Genomic DNA, 21902 nt, shown 5'->3' on the forward strand with positions numbered 1-21902 from the left:
AGAGAAAATGCGGTCGTGGTTGGCCGCATTTTCGTTTTTTATGCGTTTTGTGTTTTTACCGTAAAGTTTTTTTTAACCGCGAAGTTTTTTTTTAACCGCAAAGAGCGCAAAGATTTACGCAAAGTTCACAAAGGGTTGTTTTATTCTAAATGAAAATATATAAAAAAGTTCGCAAAGCTTAAAGAATAAGCTTTGCGAACTTTTTTATAATCCTTTTTTAAAATATAAACTAAAAAAAACTTAGCGAACTTTGCGTAAATCTTTGCGCCTTTGCGGTAAAACCCTAAATCGAAGAATTCAAAATTTTCTGTTTTACTTCGTCAATATAAGATCTTCCTATAACGTATCTAAGTCCTTCAATTTCTATGCTGTTTCCTTCTACGGCGTCAATCTTATCAATTGCGATGGTGTAAGATCTGTGAATTCTGATAAAATCTCTTTCTGGAAGTAAGCCTGTGAAATCAGATAAAGTGCTGTGTATAATGAATTTTCCAGAAGTGGTGCTTATTTTTAAATAATCTTTTAAGCTTTCGATAACCAAAATTTCGTTCAAGAAAATTTTCTTCATTTTTTTCTTGTCGATTTTTACAAAAATAAAAGCGTTTTCCTTACTGTTTTCCTGCGGAATTTTACTGGTGTTATTAAGGCGTTTATTGATTTTATTGACGGCTTTCATTAATCTCGGAAACTCAATTGGTTTTACCAGATAATCTAAAACGTCAAGTTCGTACGTCTCGATTGCAAATTGATCATAAGCGCTCGTGATAATAAGCAGAGGAGGATTTTCTAAACTTTTAATAAAGTTTATTCCATCTAAAACAGGCATGTTAATGTCTAAAAAAATTACATCAATGGTATTGTTTTTTAAGAAATTTAAACCTTCAATAGAATTACTGAAAGTGTTTATTAATTCTAAATCTTCAATCTGTTCAATATAACTTTTAATAACGTTTATTGCCAATGGCTCATCATCGATAATTAAACACTTTATTTTCATTTGTAAATATTATTTAAGGCCGATAAGTTGTTTTTGTAGGTATAGTTTTCGAAATAGCTAAAAGCGGGGCTACGTGACTTTTATGACTAGTTTGACGACAAAAATATTCTTTTTATTTTTAAATGAAAGCTTATAGTCACTTTTATTGTATCCTAGCTCAAGTCTTTTTTTGACGTTTTCAATACCTATACCACTTGACTTGTTAAAATTATCTTTATGTACGGTAATTTCGGGCATTGGGTTTGAAATAATAAAATAAAGGAAATCGCCTTTTATCTTAAAATTGATATCAATAATAACATTTCCAGTGTTTTTGTTAACGCCGTGTTTAAAAGCATTTTCGACGAAAGTCAATAATAAAACCGGCGAAATTTCTTTATCATGAATATCTCCGGAAATGTACATATTAACTTCTAAGCGGTCTCCGTTTCTAATTCTTTCTAAATCAAGATAATTCTGAATGCAGAGAATTTCGTTTTCTAAAGACTGTTTCTTTTCTTTTGTTTCATAAAGCATATAACGCATTAACTCGGAAAGCTTTAAAACTATTTTAGGAGTTTTGTTTGATTTTTCTACAGAAAGCGAATAGATATTATTCAAGGTATTAAAAAAGAAGTGTGGCGAAATCTGGGACTTTAAAAACAATAATTCTGTTTCTAGTTGTGATTTCTCCAGATCGGTTACACGTTTTTGCTCTTGCAATAAATCGAGAGTAATTTTAATTGCCGTCACAAAAGTCATTACATATAATTCGCCCATCATCATATCAATTGTATAATTTAGCGTAAGATTATTAATGGTTTCAGGTCCTTCTGGCCATACATTGTGTGTAATCAACAAATAAGTCAAATTAAATTTTAAGACCACCATGACAAAAATCGCCGAAAGTACTGTTATTATATATAGGACATATTTTTTGCGATAAACCAAATGAGGCATCAAAACTAAAATATTCAGATAGCATAAGGCCATGTGAATTGGAAAACCGAGTAAAGTAGTTTTAAGGGAATATACATAATCGTTAAAATAGCTTCCCCAGCGCAGTGTATTAAATAAAAAATACGTGAGCCAAAAGTAAACATGATAGCGTATAGGTAAACTGTAAAGCTTGCTTGAGTTAAAAATCATAATGGTATTTTAGAATGTCGTTTATTACTATTTTTTGATGTTTAGAGCTGTTTAAATGTCGTCCGTCTAAATTTATTTTGGTAAAAGTTGAATTTATCTAAATTTAAAGTTAAATTAATATTGTTTTGATATGAGGAAAATTACTCTGCTTTCTCTGACGGTAATTTTTATTGCAAGTTGCAAAATAAATGTAGATAAAAATAAACATCAGCAAAATTTTGCAGCAAATTATGTAGATCCTTTTATAGGTACTGGTGGTCACGGACATACTTATCCTGGCGCAACAGTTCCGTTTGGGATGCTGCAGGTGAGTCCAGATAATGGAATTTCAAGCTGGGACTGGTGTTCCGGTTATCATTATTCTGACTCCATAGTTTCTGGATTTAGTCATTTACATTTAAGCGGAACAGGAATCGGTGATTTGGCAGATATTTTATTTATGCCGACAAACAAAAAGTTAGACTTAACCGCCAAAGCCGCTTCACGCGATTTCCTTCCGTATAAATCAAAATATAATCATGTTAACGAAAAAGCAGTACCGGGTTATTACCAAGTTTTTCTTGAAGATCCTAAAATCAATGTAGAATTAACGTCTACACAAAGAACCGCATACCATAAATATACTTTTAATGATACCAATACACAATCTGTAGTTGTCGATCTTGGTTTCGCGATTAACTGGGACAAAGCGCTAAAAACGTCAATTAAAATTGAAGACAAAAATACTATCAGCGGTTACCGTTACAGTACAGGCTGGGCAAAAAATCAGAAAGTGTTTTTTGTAGCTAAGTTTTCAAAACCTATAATTGAATCTATTATTACTGCTGATAAAAAAGTAGTTTCTGGCCAAGATGCCGAAGGTGAAAATACGGCATTACAATTGTTCTTTGATGCAGGAAACTCTAAAGAACTTGACGTTAAAGTAGCACTTTCTTCTGTTAGTGTAGCAAATGCTAAAGATAATCTAGACACAGAAAATCAGGATTTTGAAAAAGTAAAATCAAAAGCTGCAGCGGTTTGGAATACTGCTTTAGGTAAAATTAAGGTAGAAACGCCTGTTGATTCGCTAAAAACTATTTTTTATTCGGCATTATATCACACACAAGTTGCGCCTGTAACCTACAGTGATAAAAATGGACAATTTAGAAGAGAAGACGATAAAATTATTACAGCTTCAAATTATACCGCATATTCAACTTTATCGCTTTGGGATACTTTTAGAGCCGAAAATCCATTATTGACATTATTAGAACCAGCAAAAGTTTCAGATTTAGTTAACTCGATGTTGGCCTATTACGAAACAAAAAAAATACTTCCAGTTTGGACATTGTATGCTAACGAAACCAATACCATGACGGGATATCATTCAATCCCGGTTATTGCAGATGCTTATTTAAAAGGCATTAAAGATTTTGATGCCGAAAAAGCTTTTGAAGCGATGAAAGCAACTATGATGCAGGACGAGCGTGGTTTGAATTTCTACAAAAAATATGGATATATTCCTTATAATTTATTAGACGAATCAGTTACGATTACTTTAGAATATGCTTATGACGATTGGTGTATAGCGCAAATGGCGAAAGCACTAGGAAAACAAGCTGATTATGAGTTTTTCTCCAAACGTTCAAAAGCTTACGAATATTTATTTGATGCAAAATCGGGCTTCATGAGGGGAAAATCGGAAGATGGAAAATCTTGGAACGAACCTTTCGACCCGAAACACTCTAACCACAGAGAACATACCGATTATACAGAAGGAAATGCTTGGCAGCACAGCTGGTTTGTACCTCATAATGTTGATGAATTTATTAAGCTTCACGGAGGAAATTCAAACTTTACAAAACGTCTAGAACAATTATTTACAGAGAGTTCTGAAATTACAGGAAACAATGTTTCTGCAGATATTTCTGGTTTGATCGGGCAGTATGCGCACGGAAACGAGCCAAGCCACCATATTGCTTATATGTTTAATCACGCAGGTCAGCCTTGGAGAACACAATATTGGGTGCGTCATATTTTAGATACACAATACAATACGACTGCAAACGGTCTAAGCGGAAACGAAGACTGCGGCCAAATGTCGGCTTGGTATGTATTTAGTTCAATGGGATTGTATCCAATGAACCCAGCTTCTGGAGAATACGAAATTGGAAGTCCGATTTTTGAGAAATCAACTTTAAATCTTCCAAACGGAAAAACTTTTGTAATTGAAGCAGCAAATGTTTCAGACAAGAATTTCTACATCCAATCGGCGACTTTAAACGGAAAAGCATTTAATAAAACAGCGATTTCTCACCAAGAATTGCTGCAAGGCGGTGTGCTTCATTTTGTAATGGGAGCACAGCCAAACAAAAACTGGGGTCTGAACTAACTAATTCAAAATAAATATTTAATGAACATTATAGACGTATCAATCATTTTAATCTATATCGTCATGTCGGTCGGTATAGGAATCTGGATTTCAAGAAAAGCATCAAAAGGACTTGATGATTATTTCCTTGGAGGAAAAACAATCAAATGGTATTTTTTAGGATTGAGCAATGGCTCTGGAATGTTTGATGTTTCAGGAACTTCCTGGATGATTGGGGTTTTATTTTTATATGGTGTAAAAAGTTTCATGTTTATGTGGCTTTGGCCGATATGGAACCAGATTTTCGTAATGATGTTCCTTGCGGTCTGGATTAGAAGATCAAAAGTAATGACAGGATCTGAATGGATTTTAACTCGTTTTGGAAGTGATAAGGCTGGAAAAGCTTCTCATATTATTGTGGCTATTTTTGCTATAATTTCTACAATTGGTTTCATCGCTTATTTCTTCGTTGGAATCGGAAAATTTGTAACCATTATTCTTCCTTGGGATTTGACAGTTCATATGAACGGAGCTGTTTTCTTAACATCAGAACAAGCGTATGCTTTGTTAATCATTTTCTTAACTACAATTTATACCGTAAAAGGGGGAATGTTTTCTGTAGTTGCAACAGAGGTAGTGCAGTATGTAATTATGATTATTGCTGGGGTTTTAATCGCAGGTTATGCTTTCATTAATTATACAGATATTCAAATCAACTCTGTTATTACTCCAGAGTGGAAAAATGTTTTCTTCGGATGGGAGTTTGAAACACAATGGAGTGATAAATTCGATAATTTCAACAGATTAATTGATACGGAAGGTTACAAAATGTTTGGTGCATTTATCGGAATGACGCTTTTCAAAGGTTTCTTTGCAAGTGTAGCAGGTCCAACACCAAGTTACGATTTACAGCGTGTTCTTTCTACAAAATCGGTAAAAGAAGCAGCTTATATGAGTGGTTTTACTAACTTGATTTTATTCATTCCTAGATATTTATTAATTACTGGAATTGTGGTTATTGCCTTGGTAAACCTAGCGCCAGAATTAAATGCAAATGTTAACCTAACAGGAGCAGATTTAGAATTATTAATGCCAAAAGTGGTAAATCTTTATATTCCGGTTGGAATTAAAGGAATCCTTCTTGCGGGTTTATTGGCAGCTTTTATGTCTGGATTCTCGGCTTTTGTAAATGCTGGTCCTGCTTATATTGTAAATGATATTTATAAAAAATACTTCAAACCAGTTGCATCAAATGCACATTATATTAAAGTAAGTCAGATTTCATCATTTATGGTGGTTGGTCTTGGAGTTTTCATGGGATTCTTCGCAGATTCGATCAACTCATTAACCCTTTGGATTACGAGTGCTTTGTACGGAGGTTATGTTGCGGCCAACTTCTTAAAATGGATTTGGTGGCGTTTTAACGGATGGGGTTATTTCTGGGGAATGGTAGGCGGATTAGTCGCAGCTTCTCTTCAGTTTGTTTTAGATCAGAATAAAGGAAATCTAGAAGTGGGGTCATTTCTACATGAACTTTCAGAAGTACGCGCGATTTACTTGTTCCCATTAATTTTCGGATTCTCAATTCTAGGGTGTCTTTTAGGAACTTACTTAAGTAAGCCTACAGATATGGAAGTGCTTAAATCTTTCTACAGCAATGTAAGACCTTGGGGATTCTGGAATCCAGTTTACAAACAATTAAAAGCAGAAGATCAGGCTTTCAAAAAGAATAATGATTTCTATTTAGATATGATGAATTGTTTAATTGGTATTGTATGGCAGTCAAGCATGATCCTGCTTCCAATTTATTTCATTATCAGAGATTATCCAAAAGCGGCGGTTGCTTTAGTAGTTTTCTTAGTGACAACTACAGTATTAAAGTTTACTTGGCTGGATAGAGTTAGAAAGATTGAAGATTAAAGAAAATAGAATAAAGAGTATAGAATCAAGATTTTAGAGGTAATTATTTTGATTCGATAAAAATTTAAACACATAGAAACATAGATTTTTTTTTATAATGAAAAAGATAAAAGAAAGAAACTAGTTTTTAACACATAGATTTTAAACATAGCCCGTAGTTTCAACTACGGGACTATAGATTTTAAAAATAGCCCGTAATTTCAACTACGGGAACGCAGAGATTGGTCGTGCTACTTTGTACAGCAACTTTGTCAAAGTTCAAAACTTTGACAAAGTTTTATAACCAGACAGTTTGTCATCCTGAGGAACGAAGGATCACACTAGTTGGTCGACAAAGATTGACGATTTTGGATTGTAGAGTATTGAGTGTGATCCTTCCTTCGTCAGGATGACAAAAATGAGACAACTTAAGCACGTACTATGTACGCTAATACAAGGGAAACGCCTTTTTGCAGACAAAGAACATCTATGTCACTATGTGTTTGAAAGATTAAAAGAATAAAAAACTAATAAATAAAAAAAACAAAAAATGAGTACTATTCCTTGGCAAGACAGACCCGAAAACAGTAAAGATGTAATGTGGAGATATTCTGAGAATCCAATTATCGACAGATATTCGATTCCTTCTTCAAACAGTATATTCAATAGTGCAGTTGTACCTTTTGGAGACGGATATGCTGGGGTTTTTAGATGTGATAATAAAGCAGTTCAGATGAATATTTTTGCTGGTTTCAGTAAAGATGGTATCAATTGGGACATCAACCACGAACCAATTGAGATGAAATCTGGAAATACAGAAATGATTGAATCTGCTTATAAATACGATCCTCGTGTGGTTTGGATCGAAGATCGTTACTGGATTACTTGGTGTAATGGTTATAACGGACCAACAATTGGTATTGGTTATACTTTTGACTTTAAAGAATTTTTCCAATGTGAAAATGCCTTTTTGCCATTCAACAGAAACGGAGTTTTATTCCCGCAAAAAATTAATGGAAAATATGCGATGTTAAGTCGTCCAAGTGATAACGGACACACGCCTTTTGGAGACATCTGGATCAGCTACAGCCCGGATATGAAATATTGGGGAGAACACAGATTAGTAATGAAACCAAGTCAGTTTGAGAAAAGTGCTTGGCAGTGTACAAAAGTAGGTGCAGGACCAATTCCTATTTTAACTGACGAAGGCTGGTTAATGATCTACCACGGAGTTATTAATACTTGCAACGGTTTCCGTTATGCAATGGGAACTGCCATTTTAGATGTTGATTCGCCAGACCAAGTAAAATACAGAACACAGCCGTATTTATTAGGGCCGGCAGAAACGTATGAAATGGTTGGAGATGTACCAAACGTAGTTTTCCCTTGTGCAGCTTTACATGATTTTGAAGAAGATAAATTAGCCGTTTATTACGGTGCTGCAGATACTCACGTAGCAATCGCTTTCGGAAAATTAAGTGAAGTAATTCAATTTACAAAAGATAATAGTTTATAATATAATGATGCATAGTAGAGGTAAATTATTGTCCCTAGCCGTTACTTTTTCTTCGCTGCTGGGTTATGCGCAATCTGAAAAAGAGGTTACACCAAAAAGTTATATTGCATATAAAACTGCAAGCGAAATTACTATCGACGGCGATGGAGCAGACAAAGCTTGGGAAAAAGCATCTTGGACAACACCTTTTGTCGACATAGAAGGAGTTGAAAAGCCAAAATACAGTACTCAGGTCAAAATGCTTTGGGACGATAATTACTACTATATTCTCGCTAAAATGGAAGAACCCCACGTTTGGGCAAATCTAAGACAGCGCGATACGATTATTTTTTACAATAACGATTTTGAAGTTTTTATTGATCCAGATAATGACACTCATAATTATTATGAATTAGAAATAAATGCATTGAATACCGCTTGGGATTTATTTATCAATAAACCCTATCGCGAAAAAAATACAGTTTTAAACGATTGGAATATTACAGGTTTAAAATCGGCTGTAAAAGTAGACGGAACTTTAAATAATGCTTCAGATATTGATAAAGGCTGGACATTAGAAATTGCAATTCCGTGGTCGGTTTATAAAACATCTTATCACGATAATATTGTTCCGAAAGATAAATTCTGGAAAGTTAATTTCTCGCGAGTAAATTGGCAGCATTCAGTCGTTGACGGAAAATACGAACGTAAAAAAGATTCAGAAGGAAAGTTTCTCCCAGAATACAATTGGGTTTGGTCGCCTATGGGAGTCATCAATATGCATGAGCCCGAAAAATGGGCTTATGTATACTTTTCTTCAAAAGAAATAGGAGCTCAGGACACTTTTACAATTCCGCAGGAAGAAAAAGTAAAATGGGAACTGTATACTTTATACCGCGCTCAAAAGAGATATTTTGATAAAAATAAATCTTGGGCAAAATCACTGCAAAGTATCAGTAAAAAAAATATAGTTGTTGACGGAAAGACTTTAAAACCAGTTTTAGAAAATCATTTATCAGGATTTAATATTTCGGTAAAAAGTCCGTTCACAAACAAAACCTTAATAATAAAAGAAGATGGTAAAATTATTACGAACGAATAAGTTACAAAAACTATCAAAAGTTATAGTTCTTGCGCTTTCGCTGAGTTTATTCTCTTGCGGACAAAAGGATGCTAAAGAGCAGGAAAACGGAACATTTAATTTTGGTGTTTGGATTACTGCCGATGCCAAAAGAGCCGATGCTGATTATTCGAAAGAATTCAAAAAATACAAAGACGGCGGAATCGACGAAGTATTAATCAACACACAAACAGATCCAAAATTGTTGTCAAGATTAGTGCCGCTGGCTAAAAAAGAAGGTTTAAAAGTTCACGCTTGGATTATGGCCATGAATCGCCCAAATGATTCTGTAGCTTTACAGCACCCAGATTGGTACCAAGTAAGTAAAGAAGGAAAATCTTGTTTTGATAACCGTCCTTATGTAGATTATTACCAATGGCTTTGTCCAACAAAAGAAGAATCTAGAAATCACGTTTTAGACTTGGTTGAAGGTTTAGCAAAAGTAGAAGGAATTGAAAGTGTACATTTAGATTATATACGTTTCCCAGACATTTTCCTCCCAATTAGTTTATTGCCAAAATACAACTTAGTTCAAGATGTAGAATTACCACAATTCGATTTCTGCTATTGTGATGCCTGTGTAAGCAAATTTGAAAAAGAACATCATAAAAATCCAAAGAAGAGCCACAATACTTCGATTGATATGGAATGGAAAAATTTCAGATTAAATGCAGTAAAAGCAGTTGTAGATGATGCTTATAAAATTGCTCATAAACACAATAAAAAATTAACAGCAGCAGTATTTCCTTATCCAGAGATGGCAGATCACATGGTTCGCCAGCGTTGGGACAAATGGAATATTGATGAAGTATATCCAATGATTTACCACAGTTTTTACGATGAAGAAATTGACTGGGTTGGTTATGCAACAAAACAAGGAGTTGCCGATTTAGAAGGAAAACAAACGAAAGTAAATACAGGAATTTATATTCCAGGTTTAAAGTCGGATGAAGAATTGAAAGAAGCGATTTTACAAGCTAAGAAAAATGGTGCAGCAGGAGTTTCATTTTTTGACGGAAATGCTTTATCAGACAGTAATTTAAAAACTATAAAAGAAGTAAAAGCAGGTTTATAAGCGATTTTACTCGGATTAAAAATTATAACTGATTAAATTAGCAACATTAAGAACATTTTTCTCAACGTTGAATTAAAACAAAGTACATGTCAAATAGAAGAGATTTTATCAAGAAAACAACTTTAGGTACATTAGCCATTAGTTCTGTTTTGGGTGTAAGCGGATTTGCTGCCAATCATGATAATGAAGAAAAAGCAGTACCTAAAGAAAAAAAACAGCAGAAACCTATAATTATTTCGACGTGGAATCATGGTCTGCCTGCTAACCAAGAATCTTGGAAACAACTAAAAGACGGAAAACCAGCTTTAGATGCAATCGAAGCAGGAATGAAAATACCTGAAGCAGATCCAAATGTCCGCAGTGTTGGTTATGGAGGATATCCAGACCGCGAAGGAAAAGTAACTCTTGATGCCTGTATCATGGATCACAACAGTAATTGTGGTTCGGTTTGCTTTCTGCAAGGAATCAAACACCCAATTTCTGTTGCAAAAAAAGTGTTGCAAAATACACCTCACGTTATGCTGGCAGGCCAAGGAGCATTGCAATTTGCTTTGTCTGAAGGTTTTAAAGAAGAAAATTTATTGACTCCAGAATCTGAAAAAGACTGGAAAAAATGGCTGGAAGATTCCAAATACAAACCAGTCATTAATATAGAAAATCACGATACCATAAGTATGCTAATGTTAGACCAAGAAGGCAATCTTTCTGGCGGATGTACCACGAGCGGTGCTGCTTGGAAAATGCATGGACGCGTCGGTGACTCCCCAATAATCGGCGCGGGTCTTTTCTTGGACAACGAAGTGGGAGCGGCAGCAGCAACAGGTTTAGGCGAAGCTGTAATTAGAACTGCTGGAAGTGCAATGGTTGTTGAATTAATGCGTCAGGGAAAATCTCCTTTTGAAGCATGTAAAGAAATCACAGAACGTATTTACAACAAACATAAAAACCACAAAGACATGGAATATCTGCAAGTTGGTTTTATTGCTTTGAATAAAAACGGAGAATACGCAGGTTACAGCCTAAGATCAGGATTTAATTTCGCCGTTTCTGATGACGTAAAAGGTCACAGAATGGAAGACGCAAAATTTAAAATGTCTTGGGATAAATAATTATAACGTTTAGAACTTTGTCAAAGTTTCAAACTTTGACAAAGTTTAATGATACAGTTTTGTCATCGTGAGGAACGAAGGATCACACTAGTTGATCGACAAAGATTGACGAATTTCTTTGAGGAATTCCTAGTGTGATCCTTCGTTCCTCAGGATGACAAACAAAAACTAAAAAACTATATCTCTAAAAGTAGCTTTATAAGTAACTGTTAGAGAAACCAAAAAACAAAGAATGAAAAAATTACTATTCCTATTAACCCTAATCACTTCAGTTTTTTCGGCTCAGGCTCAAGAAGTTTACACAGAAAGTGATATTCATATCATTCCGAAACCGAGTCAGACTTTTATTAAAACAGGTTTTTTTGAATTTACAAAAGATACAAAATTCATAGTAAATGGTGATTTTCAGAAAGACGCGGCTGATGCTTTGGCTTCTAAATTTGAAGTGGCTGCAGGATGGAAACCAGAAACGACAACAAAAGCTCCAATAAGCAATTTTGTTCAGTTTAAAGTAGATCCTAATTTAAAAAATGAAGCTTACGTTTTAGATGTAAATCCGACAAGCATTGTGATTTCTGCAAAAGGAAATGTTGGTTTTCTATATGGTTTAGAAAGCGTGAGACAATTACTTCCTGAAGCGATTGAAAGCAAATATACAATCACTTCTGCAAAATGGAGGATTCCGAGTTTAACGATTAACGATGAACCCCGTTTTAAATGGAGAGGTTTAATGTTGGATTTATCTCGTCATTTCTTCGATGAAAATTATATTTTGGCAACAATCGATCGTTTGGCGATGCACAAAATGAACGTTTTACATTTGCATTTGGTTGACGATCAAGGTTGGAGGATTGAAATTAAAAAATATCCAAAACTAACAGAAGTTGGAGCTTGGAGAGTTGATCAAGAAAACACTAGTTGGAATGCTAGATTAACGACAAGTCCTGACGAAAAAGGAACTTATGGTGGCTTCTTTACGCAAGATGAATTAAGAGAAATCGTAAAATATGCATCTTCTAAAGGAATCGAAATTATTCCAGAAATTGAAATGCCGGCGCACGTAAGTTCTGCAATTGCAGCTTATCCAGAATTAGCCTGTTTCAATCAGAGAATTGGTGTTCCTTCAGGGGGAGTTTGGCCTTTGACTGATATTTACTGTGCAGGAAAAGAATCGACTTTTGAGTTTTTACAAAATGTAATTGACGAAGTAATCACGATTTTCCCTTCAAAATACATTCATATTGGAGGCGACGAAGCGACGAAAACAAATTGGGCAAAATGTCCGCATTGCCAAAAAAGAATCAAAGATGAACATTTAAAAAGCGTTGACGAATTACAAAGCTATTTTGTAAAACGTATGGAAAAATACATCAACTCAAAAGGTAAAAGAGTTATCGGTTGGGATGAAATTTTAGAAGGCGGTTTGGCTCCAGATGCAACGGTAATGAGCTGGAGAGGAATGAAAGGTGGAATCGAAGCTGCAGATCAAGGTCATGACGTAATTATGACACCTGAAACTCCTTGTTATTTCAACTTTTATCAAGGTCCGCAAAACGAAGAACCTTTAGCTTTTGATGCTTATAATCCGTTAAGTGAAGTGTACAAATTTGATCCTGTAGTTTCAACAATGACGCCTCAGGAAGCGGGGCATGTTTTAGGGGGACAAGCGAATTTATGGGCAGAACATTTGGCGTTGCCAAAAGATTCTGAATACATGATTTTTCCAAGATTGGCAGCATTATCAGAAACTTTATGGAGTCCGAAAGAGAAGCGCAATTGGAATGACTTTACAACAAGATTGTTTTCATTGTTAAAACGTTACGATTATTTAGGAATAAATTATGCGAAAAGTGCCTATTTAGTTACCGCTTCTTCTACAGCAGATTTGGCTAATAAACAAATCAAAGTAGAGTTGAAAAATGAGTTTCCAAATCCAGACATTAGATATGTTTTAGGAAATCAAAACATTGATCATCATGCAGTAAAATATACAAGTCCAATTGAAATTAAAGAAACAACAGTTTTAAAAGCTTCTTTATTTCAGGATGAAAAACCAGTTGGAAAAACATTCACAGATACTATTGTTTTCCATAAGGGATTTTCGAAAAAAGTGAAATACCTAACGCCTTTTAATTCTAATTATAAAGGCGATGCCAATACAATGGTAAACACAATCAGAGGAAGTAAAAATTTCCATGACGGACAATGGCAAGCTTGGCTGGTTAATGATATGGAATTGGTAATTGATCTTGAAAAAGTAGAAAGCATTGAACAAGTTACAGTTGGGGCTTTAGAAAGCCAAGGCGCAGGAGTTAATTTCCCAATTCAAGTAAAAGTATTGATTTCTACAGACGGAATTAAATATACTCAAGTAGGAAAAATTACTCGCCCTTATGCAGTAAATGCAGTTCCAGAATTGAAAGATTTCAAAATCAATTTCCAAAAACAAAATGCACGTTTTGTGAAAGTAATTGGCGGTAACCTGAAGAAAAGCCCAAAAGGAGAAAGCTCTTGGTTGTTTGTAGATGAGATTTTGGTGAATTAAATATTTTTAAACACATAGAAACATAGATTTTTTTGACTTTGAAAAGAGTTTTGAAAGAAACTAGTTTCTAACACATAGTTTAACGTGAAATGCTTGTGACAGCTTTGTCAAAGTTTCAAACTTTGACAAAGTTTAAAGTCATAAATGTATAATCTGAAAAAAAAATGAATAAGATATTATTTAAGCTCGGAGTATTATTGATTTGCTTGATGCCGTTTTTTACTACGGCGCAAACCAAAGGATTTTCTATATCTAATGGAGAATTTCAAAAAGATGGGAAAATTGTAAAAATACATTCAGGAGAAATGCACTATGAGCGTATTCCTAAAGAATATTGGAGACATAGACTGCAAATGCTTAAAGCTATGGGATTGAATACCGTAGCCACCTACGTATTTTGGAATTATCACGAAATTGAGCCAGGTGTATGGGATTTTAAAACGGGAAATAAAGATTTAGCTGAGTTTTTACGTATTGCTAAAAGTGAAGGATTATATGTAATTCTTAGACCAGGCCCGTATGCATGTGGTGAATGGGAATTTGGAGGCTACCCTTGGTGGCTGCAAAATAATCCAGATTTAGTAATTCGTACCAATAACAAAGCATTTTTAGAAGCTTGCAAAACGTATCTGGAACATTTGTATGCAGTGGTAAAAGGAAATTTTGCTAACCAGGGAGGACCAATTATTATGGTTCAGGCTGAAAATGAATTTGGTTCTTATGTTTCTCAAAGAACCGATATTAGTGCTGAGGATCATAAAGTATACAAAACTGCAATTTACAATATGCTTAAAGAAACGGGGTTTCCAGAGCCTTTTTTTACTTCTGACGGTACTTGGTTGTTTGAAGGCGGTGCTGTTGAAGGCGTGTTGCCAACTGCAAATGGGGAATCAAATATTGAGAATTTAAAGAAGCAAGTTGATAAATACCATAAAGGACAAGGGCCATACATGGTAGCAGAGTTTTATTCTGGCTGGTTGGATCACTGGGCAGAACCATTTATTAAAATTGGATCTGAGGAGATTGCAAGTCAAACCAAAAAGTACCTTGATGCAGGTGTTTCTTTTAATTATTACATGGTGCACGGCGGTACTAATTTTGGATTTACCTCTGGAGCTAATTACAATGAAGAAAGTGATATTCAGCCGGATATTACAAGCTATGATTATGATGCCCCAATTAGCGAAGCAGGTTGGGCAACACCAAAATTTATGGCTATTCGTGAAGTAATGCAAAAGTATTCTAAAACAAAATTAGCATCGATTCCAGAGAAAATACCAGTTACAAAATATCCTAATCAGCCTGTCAAATCCACTATGGATGTTTTAAGCTGGATAAAAAAAGAAAAAGCTGTTGTAAATGACCAGCCATTAACATTTGAAAAGTTAGGTCAGGGAAATGGATATGTTTTGTATCGAAAAAGATTTACGCAGCCAATTTCTTCTGGTAAATTAAAGATTGAGGGATTGAGAGACTTTGCTACAGTTTATGTAAATGGAGTTAAGGTTGGTGAATTAAATAGAGTTTTCAAAAATTACGAGCTGACACTTTCTATCCCTTTTAACGGTATTTTAGAAATTCTGGTTGAAAATATGGGACGTATTAATTACGGAGCCGAAATAGTACATAATACTAAAGGAATTATTTCTCCAGTATTCATTAATGAATATGAAATTAGTGGTGGATGGGAAATGTATAAAATGCCTATGAACGAAGTGCCAGTTATTAAAAATGAAACGATAAAACCTGGACGACCAGTTTTGTATGAATCTACAGTAAACATAGATAAACCAGCCGACACTTTTCTTGATATGACAAATTGGGGAAAAGGAATTGTATTTGTTAACGGCCACAATCTTGGTCGCTACTGGAAAGTGGGACCGCAACAAACACTTTATGTACCAGGCTGTTGGTTGAAAGCAGGCGAGAATAAGTTTGTTGTTTTGGAGCAGCTAAATGAAAACACCCAAAAAGAATTGATTTTTACAGATCAGCCGATACTTGACAAATTAAACTAAAAAACAAAGAATAATAAATTATAAATTAGATTAAAGATGAAAAAAGGAATATTCATAATCGCCCTTTTATTTTCAGCTCAGATATTCGCTCAGGCGATATATGAAGATGAAAGATATGTACCAGAAACAGATCCGGCAGTATTAAAAAACTTAGACGAATGGCAAGGCAAAAAATTTGGACTGCTAATGCACTGGGGAACTTACAGCCAATGGGGAATTGTAGAATCTTGGTCTATTTGTCCTGAAGATTATGGATGGTGTGAACGTAAAAAAGGGAGCAATCCTGCCAATTACAATCAGTACATTGCAGATTATGAAGGATTGAGAAAAACGTTCAATCCTGTAAAATTCGATCCAGAAAAGTGGGCAAAAGCTGCTAAATATGCGGGAATGAAATACATGGTTTTTACTACAAAACACCATGATGGATTCAATATGTATGATACTAAATATTCTGACTATAAAATCACTAGTAAAGATGTTCCTTTTCATACGAACCCAAAAGCAGATGTTTTAAAAGAGATCTTTAACTCTTTTAGAGGTGAAGGTATTTCAACTGGAGCTTACTTCTCTAAACCAGACTGGCATAATGAAAATTACTGGGATCCTTACTTTCCACCATTTGACAGAAACGTAAACTACGATCCGTCATTATATCCAGAAAAATGGCAGAAATATGTTGATTTCACACACAACCAAATCTTAGAAATCCTTTCTAATTATGGTAAAGTAGACATCTTATGGTTAGATGGAGGATGGGTTAGAAAAAGAGATCAAGTAAACATCAAAGAAAACTACGATGAGAAATTTGCTGAAAACGAATCTAAAAACGGTTTCATCAAACACAGAGTTGTAGATCAAGATCCTAAAATGGATGAATTAGTTGCAAAAGCACGTGCAAAACAACCAGGATTGATCGTTGTAGATAGAGCAGTTCACGGTAAAAACCAAAACTATTTAACACCAGAAGGCCGCGTTCCTGAAAAAACACTTCCTTATCCTTGGGAATCTTGCATTCCAGCAGGCGGTGGATGGTCTTATTCTCCAGGTGCTACTTACATGACTGGAAGACAAGGTATTCATATGTTAGTTGATATTGTGGCTAAAGGTGGAAACTTATTATTAAACGTTGCGCCAAGTCCAGAAGGAGAATGGGATAAAGGGGCTTACGATTTATTACAGGCTTACGGAGATTGGATGAAAGTAAACAGCACAGCAATTTACAACACAAAACCAATCGAGCCTTACAAAGAAGAAAACATTTGTTTTACACAAAATAAAGCTGGAAATGTATTTGCATTTTACCTAGCGAAAGACGGAGAAGATAAAATTCCTGCAACAGTTACGGTAAAATCTATCAGCCCTAAAAAAGGAACAAAAATTACCATGTTAGGTTCTAACACTTCTTTAAAATGGACAAAAGAAGGAAACGGATTTAAAGTAATTATTCCAGAAAGCTTAAGAAATAACCTTCCTGCAAAAGAAGCTTGGACTTTAAAAATTGAAGCTATTAACAGATAACAATATGTTTTCAATACAAAAAATAATATCACAAACAGCATGTAGCTTTTACATGCTGTTTTTTAGCATTACCATTTTTGCGCAGCAACCTGCTGATTTTGTTAATCCGTTTATTGGAACCTCCAATTTTGGAGCAGCATTTCCAGGTCCTATTGCACCGCGCGGTATGGCGAGTATTAGTCCGTTTAATGTGGCTGGAGTAAAAAATACTCCAATGGAAAAAGACAGTCAATGGCTTTCGAATCCGTATGTACATGAAAACACATTTTTAACAGGATTCAGTCAGGTAAATATAAGCGGAGTTGGTTGTCCAGAATTAGGCGTTATTTTATTGATGCCAACGACTGGAGCAGTAGAAATCGATCATTTAAAATACGGTTCAACGTATTCGAATGAAGTGGCAAAAGCCGCATATTACAGCGTAGACATCGACAAGTATAAAGTTAAAGGCGAATTTACAGCTTCAAAACGAGTTGGGATCAGCAGATTCACTTTCCCGAAAGGGCAGTCAAATGTTTTATTAAATCTTGGAGTTGGATTAACGAATGAAGAAGGCGCGATGATAAGAGTCGTTTCTTCTACAGAAATTGAAGGAATGCGTTCAGTTGGTTCATTTTGTTACAACAGTCCAGAAGATGCTTACCCAGTTTATTTTGTGGCTCAATTTTCTAAACCTGCCGATAAATTCGGAGTTTGGAAAAAACCTGCGAAATACAACGGTGTCGAAGCACAATGGATGGGCTACAACGGAAAAGCCAGAATGATGGAAAATACAATCAAAACCGTTGTGGGGGATAGTATTGGAAGTTATTTTACCTATAAATTCGATAAACAAGAAACGGTTGAAGTGAAGATCGGAATTTCTTACGTAAGTATCGAAAATGCCCGTGAAAACTTAGCAAAAGAAGTGGGTAACAGATCTTTTGACGCAATTTACAAAGAAACGTATAACGAATGGAACGAAGAACTTTCTAAAATTTTGGTTGAAGGCGGTTCAAAAGATGACAATACAATTTTCTACACGGCTTTGTACCACACTTTAATTCACCCAAATACTTTAAATGATATTAACGGAGAATATCCAGTAATCAAAAGAACTAAAATTGCTAAAACCAAAGATACTCGTTATACCGTATTTTCTTTATGGGACACGTATAGAAATGTCCATCCGTTAATGTCTTTGGTTTATCCAAAACAGCAATCGGATATGGTAAAAAGTATGTTGGATATGTTCGATGAAAACGGCTGGTTACCAAAATGGGAATTGAATTCGACTGAAACTTTTACCATGGTTGGAGATCCTGCAAGTATAGTAATTACAGATACTTATATGAGAGGAATTCGTGATTATGATGTTAATAAAGCCTATTATGCCATGTTGAAAGGCGCAGATAATATTGAAAATAATCCGCTTCGTCCTGGATTGAAAGATTATATCAAAAAAGGATATTTGACAACCAACAACAAAGGTCCAGTTTCGACGACTCAGGAATACAATATTTCAGATTATTCTATTTCGCTTATGGCCAACGAATTTGGTGACAAGGACAATGTAAAACGTTTTAAAGAGCGTTCATTATCTTACAGAAAATTATTTGATAAAAACTTAAATCTGCTTCGACCAAGAACGGCTGACGGAAAATGGTACGAACCTTTTGATCCTGCTTCTGGAGCTAATTTTGAAGAAAATGTTGGTTTTATCGAAGGAAATGCTTGGCAGTACGCTTTTATGGTGCCGCACGACATTAACGGATTGAAAAAATTAATGGGCGGAGATCAAGCATTTTCTGCACAATTGCAGAAAATATTCGACATCAAACAATTTGATATGGCAAACGAGCCTGACATTGCTAATCCGTATTTATTCAATTATGTGAAAGGCGAAGAATATAAAGCTCAGGAAAATGTAAAAAGACTGGTTCGCGAATATTTCAAAAATGAACCGAAAGGATTGCCAGGAAATGATGATACTGGAACCATGTCGGCTTGGTTGGTATATTCGATGATGGGAATTTACCCAATTTCTCCGGGAGATCCAATTTACACTATTACAGCGCCAATGTTTCATAGAGTGACGATCAAATTAGATCCAAGATATTATAAAAAAGAAAGCATTGTAATTGAAAGACAAATCAATAATGATGGAAAAATCAATTCGATTGAGCTAAACGGAAAATCACTTAACAGCTTTTTTATTTCGCACGATGATTTTGTGAATGGAACTAAGCTTAAAGTGATTCAAAACTAAACACACACAACTATGTTACAATTAAGAATGAGGAAAACAGCCATTATTTTTGTAATGGCTGTAGGTTTTTTTAACCAAGCCCATGCCCAAAAAAAGTATCCATATCAGGATGCAAAATTACCAGTAGAAGAAAGAGTTCAAGATTTGCTAAGCCGTATGACACTTGAAGAAAAAGTGCGTCAGATGGATATGTACAGAGGGGATTTTTTTAAAGATAAAGAAGATTTTGCTAAAACTAAATCGGCAGAAAAAATAGGAAAATTAGGAATTGGAGCTATTCATGATCTTTATCCGCGTTCGGCTAAAATGATTAATGATCTTCAAACCAATGTAATCAAAGGAAATCGCTGGGGAATTCCGGCGCTGATTATGTGTGAAATGCTTCACGGATATTTAGACGAAGGAAGTACTGCTTTCCCAATGAACATTGGTCTTGGAGCGACTTGGGATGTTGCTGTAATGGACAAAGTGGGAAAAGTAATTGGTATGGAAGCCAGAGCACATGGAGTGCATTTTGGTTTTGGACCAAATTTAGATTTAGGACGCGAACCAAGATGGGGGCGTGTTGCTGAAACTTTTGGTGAAGATGCGTTCTTGAATAGTGAAATTGGTTTGGCTTTTATTAAAGGATTGCAGGGAGACGATTTAAAATCGGATCGTTCTATTATTGCAGAACCTAAACACTTTGCAGTTCATGGTATTCCGCAGGCGGGAGGAAATTCTTCGCCTATTTTAGTTGGAGAACGTTCAGCGCGTGAAGATCATTTGCCATCTTTTCAAAAAGCATTTACAAAAGGCGGTGCATTGGGAACAATGTGTGCGTATTCTGAGTTAGACGGAATTCCATGTGCAGCGAATCATTGGCTGTTAACAGATGTTTTGAGAAAAGAATGGGGTTTTAAAGGAATTGTTGTTTCCGATTTAGGAGCTATTAAATATATTCAAACGACTCACAAAGTTGCTGATTCTCCGAAAGATGCTATTAGAGAAGCAGTTTCTGCTGGTGTTGATATGCAGTTTTACGATTTTAGTAATGAATTCTGGCAGAATACTATTATTGAATTAGTAAATGAAAAGAAATTGACAACAGAAAATATCGACCGTGCTGCGGGAGGAATTTTACGTTTGAAATTCTTATTGGGATTATTTGAAAATCCGTACACAGAAAAAAATCTGATTAAAGAACGTTTTCATACCAAAGAAAATCAGCAAGTTGCTCTAGAAGCAGCTCAAAAATCTATGGTTTTATTGAAAAATGAAAACAACATTTTGCCTTTAAGTAAAAATCTTAAAAACATTGCGGTTATCGGACCAAATGCAAATGCTTCAAGATTGGGTGGTTACGCTCCTAAAAACAGTGTTGGAATGACAGTTTATGAAGGAGTTAAGGAATTAGTGGGAAAAACTGCGAATGTGGTTTATGAAGAAGGAGTTCCGTTAATTGTAAAAGGACAGATTATTCCATCTAAATATTTATTTACTCCAGACGAATCTCAAAACGGATTAAAAGGAGAATATTTTAATAACAGAAATCTGGAAGGAACTCCAGCTTTAACACGTATCGATAGTCAGTTAGAATTTGACTGGCCTTGGGCGCCTGGAGATGGTGTTAATGTAGATGACTTCTCTATCAGATGGACAGGATTCTTAAAATCAGATCAAGCACTTGACGGCTGGCTAGGTTTAAGTTCTGATGACGGAATTAGAATGTATATTGATGACCAACTGGTAATCGACAACTGGACAAAAGGAGCAACAAGTATGGTGACGGTTCCAAAAAACATTGAAAAAGGTAAAAAATACAAAGTCCGCATTGAAATGTGGGAAGGAGGCTGGGGTGCCAGAGCTCATTTCCGTTGGAATTTAGAAAAAGTAAACTTACAGCCGGCAATCGAAGCTGCTAAAAAAGCTGATGTTGCGATTGTTGTTTTAGGAGAATCTAACGAATTGGTAGAAGAAAACAGAGATGTGGCTTCTTTAGACTTATTTGGAATACAGCAGCAATTGATCGAAGAGATCCAAAAAACAGGAACTCCTGTAGTTTGTGTATTATTAAATGGTCGTCCGCTTTCTACAAATTGGATTGCAGAAAACATTCCTGCACTTTTGGAAGGATGGTTCCCTGGAGAATTAGGAGGAAGAGCAGTGGCTGATGTTTTGTTTGGAGATTACAATCCAGGGGGAAGATTACCGATTACAGTTCCAAAATCAGTTGGACAGTTACCTATATATTATAACCAAAAACCATCTGCAATACATAAATATGTAGCAGAAAGCGAACATCCATTATATACGTTTGGTTATGGATTGAGTTATACAAAGTTTGAGTATTCAAATTTAAAAATCAGTTCAAAAGAAATTAAACCTAATGGTGAATTGAAAGTTTCTGTTGATGTG

The 21902-nt window shown here is 35.1% G+C and carries 13 protein-coding genes; 11 read left to right on the forward strand and 2 right to left on the reverse strand.

The features are described 5' to 3' along the window. Window positions 1-283: 283 nt before the first annotated feature. Window positions 284-997: a LytTR family DNA-binding domain-containing protein gene (locus BSF42_RS21850; protein WP_095955222.1), complete on the reverse strand. Its 714-nt coding sequence runs from the start codon at window positions 995-997 to the stop codon at window positions 284-286. 69 nt (window positions 998-1066) lie between these two features. Beyond that, on the reverse strand, window positions 1067-2125 hold the full coding sequence (locus tag BSF42_RS21855) for a sensor histidine kinase (protein WP_095955223.1): 1059 nt from the start codon (window positions 2123-2125) through the stop codon (window positions 1067-1069). A 130-nt stretch (window positions 2126-2255) separates the two neighbouring features. Between BSF42_RS21855 and BSF42_RS21860 the strand changes: the two genes are divergently transcribed. From BSF42_RS21860 to BSF42_RS21910, 11 genes are all read left to right on the forward strand, one after another. After that, entirely contained in the window at window positions 2256-4496 is a 2241-nt protein-coding gene (locus BSF42_RS21860; protein WP_095955224.1) for a GH92 family glycosyl hydrolase, read from the forward strand. Between the two features lie 21 nt (window positions 4497-4517). Continuing rightward, on the forward strand, window positions 4518-6395 hold the full coding sequence (locus BSF42_RS21865) for a sodium:solute symporter family protein (protein WP_095955225.1): 1878 nt from the start codon (window positions 4518-4520) through the stop codon (window positions 6393-6395). 529 nt (window positions 6396-6924) lie between these two features. Next, complete coding sequence (locus BSF42_RS21870) at window positions 6925-7890, forward strand: glycoside hydrolase family 130 protein (RefSeq protein ID WP_095955226.1); 966 nt, start codon at window positions 6925-6927, stop codon at window positions 7888-7890. 7 nt (window positions 7891-7897) lie between these two features. Continuing rightward, window positions 7898-8971, forward strand: a complete 1074-nt coding sequence (locus BSF42_RS21875; RefSeq protein WP_095955234.1) for a carbohydrate-binding family 9-like protein — start codon at window positions 7898-7900, stop codon at window positions 8969-8971. After that, window positions 8946-10064, forward strand: coding sequence for a putative glycoside hydrolase (locus tag BSF42_RS21880; protein ID WP_095955227.1), 1119 nt, complete (start codon window positions 8946-8948; stop codon window positions 10062-10064). Before BSF42_RS21875 ends, BSF42_RS21880 begins: the two co-directional genes overlap by 26 nt. Window positions 10065-10150: 86 nt before the next feature. Next, window positions 10151-11173 carry an isoaspartyl peptidase/L-asparaginase family protein gene (locus BSF42_RS21885; RefSeq protein WP_095955228.1) on the forward strand — a complete coding sequence of 341 codons (1023 nt, stop codon included), beginning with the start codon at window positions 10151-10153 and terminating at the stop codon, window positions 11171-11173. Window positions 11174-11405: 232 nt separating this feature from the next. Continuing rightward, window positions 11406-13718, forward strand: a complete 2313-nt coding sequence (locus BSF42_RS21890) for a beta-N-acetylhexosaminidase (protein WP_095955229.1) — start codon at window positions 11406-11408, stop codon at window positions 13716-13718. Window positions 13719-13882: 164 nt separating this feature from the next. Continuing rightward, window positions 13883-15736 (forward strand): beta-galactosidase family protein, encoded by a 1854-nt coding sequence (locus BSF42_RS21895; protein WP_095955230.1) that lies wholly within the window; start codon window positions 13883-13885, stop codon window positions 15734-15736. A gap of 36 nt (window positions 15737-15772) precedes the next feature. Beyond that, a complete protein-coding gene (locus BSF42_RS21900; RefSeq protein ID WP_095955231.1) occupies window positions 15773-17257 on the forward strand; it encodes an alpha-L-fucosidase in 1485 nt (494 codons plus the stop codon). Window positions 17258-17261: 4 nt separating this feature from the next. Beyond that, the gene (locus BSF42_RS21905) at window positions 17262-19505 is read left to right on the forward strand and encodes a GH92 family glycosyl hydrolase (protein ID WP_095955232.1); all 2244 of its coding nucleotides are present in this window, start codon (window positions 17262-17264) and stop codon (window positions 19503-19505) included. 12 nt (window positions 19506-19517) lie between these two features. Next, a partial coding sequence (locus BSF42_RS21910; RefSeq protein WP_095955233.1) for a glycoside hydrolase family 3 protein occupies window positions 19518-21902 on the forward strand: 2385 nt, incomplete at its 3' end.

This window comes from Flavobacterium sp. ACN6, from assembly GCF_002304005.1.
In the GTDB taxonomy this organism is placed as follows: domain Bacteria; phylum Bacteroidota; class Bacteroidia; order Flavobacteriales; family Flavobacteriaceae; genus Flavobacterium.

Coding starts and splice junctions, on each gene's coding strand:
- BSF42_RS21850 (WP_095955222.1), bottom strand. CDS start 997: ATGAAAATAAAGTGTTTAATTATCGATGATGAGCCATTGGCAATAAAC.
- BSF42_RS21855 (WP_095955223.1), bottom strand. CDS start 2,125: ATGATTTTTAACTCAAGCAAGCTTTACAGTTTACCTATACGCTATCAT.
- BSF42_RS21860 (WP_095955224.1), top strand. CDS start 2,256: ATGAGGAAAATTACTCTGCTTTCTCTGACGGTAATTTTTATTGCAAGT.
- BSF42_RS21865 (WP_095955225.1), top strand. CDS start 4,518: ATGAACATTATAGACGTATCAATCATTTTAATCTATATCGTCATGTCG.
- BSF42_RS21870 (WP_095955226.1), top strand. CDS start 6,925: ATGAGTACTATTCCTTGGCAAGACAGACCCGAAAACAGTAAAGATGTA.
- BSF42_RS21875 (WP_095955234.1), top strand. CDS start 7,898: ATGCATAGTAGAGGTAAATTATTGTCCCTAGCCGTTACTTTTTCTTCG.
- BSF42_RS21880 (WP_095955227.1), top strand. CDS start 8,946: ATGGTAAAATTATTACGAACGAATAAGTTACAAAAACTATCAAAAGTT.
- BSF42_RS21885 (WP_095955228.1), top strand. CDS start 10,151: ATGTCAAATAGAAGAGATTTTATCAAGAAAACAACTTTAGGTACATTA.
- BSF42_RS21890 (WP_095955229.1), top strand. CDS start 11,406: ATGAAAAAATTACTATTCCTATTAACCCTAATCACTTCAGTTTTTTCG.
- BSF42_RS21895 (WP_095955230.1), top strand. CDS start 13,883: ATGAATAAGATATTATTTAAGCTCGGAGTATTATTGATTTGCTTGATG.
- BSF42_RS21900 (WP_095955231.1), top strand. CDS start 15,773: ATGAAAAAAGGAATATTCATAATCGCCCTTTTATTTTCAGCTCAGATA.
- BSF42_RS21905 (WP_095955232.1), top strand. CDS start 17,262: ATGTTTTCAATACAAAAAATAATATCACAAACAGCATGTAGCTTTTAC.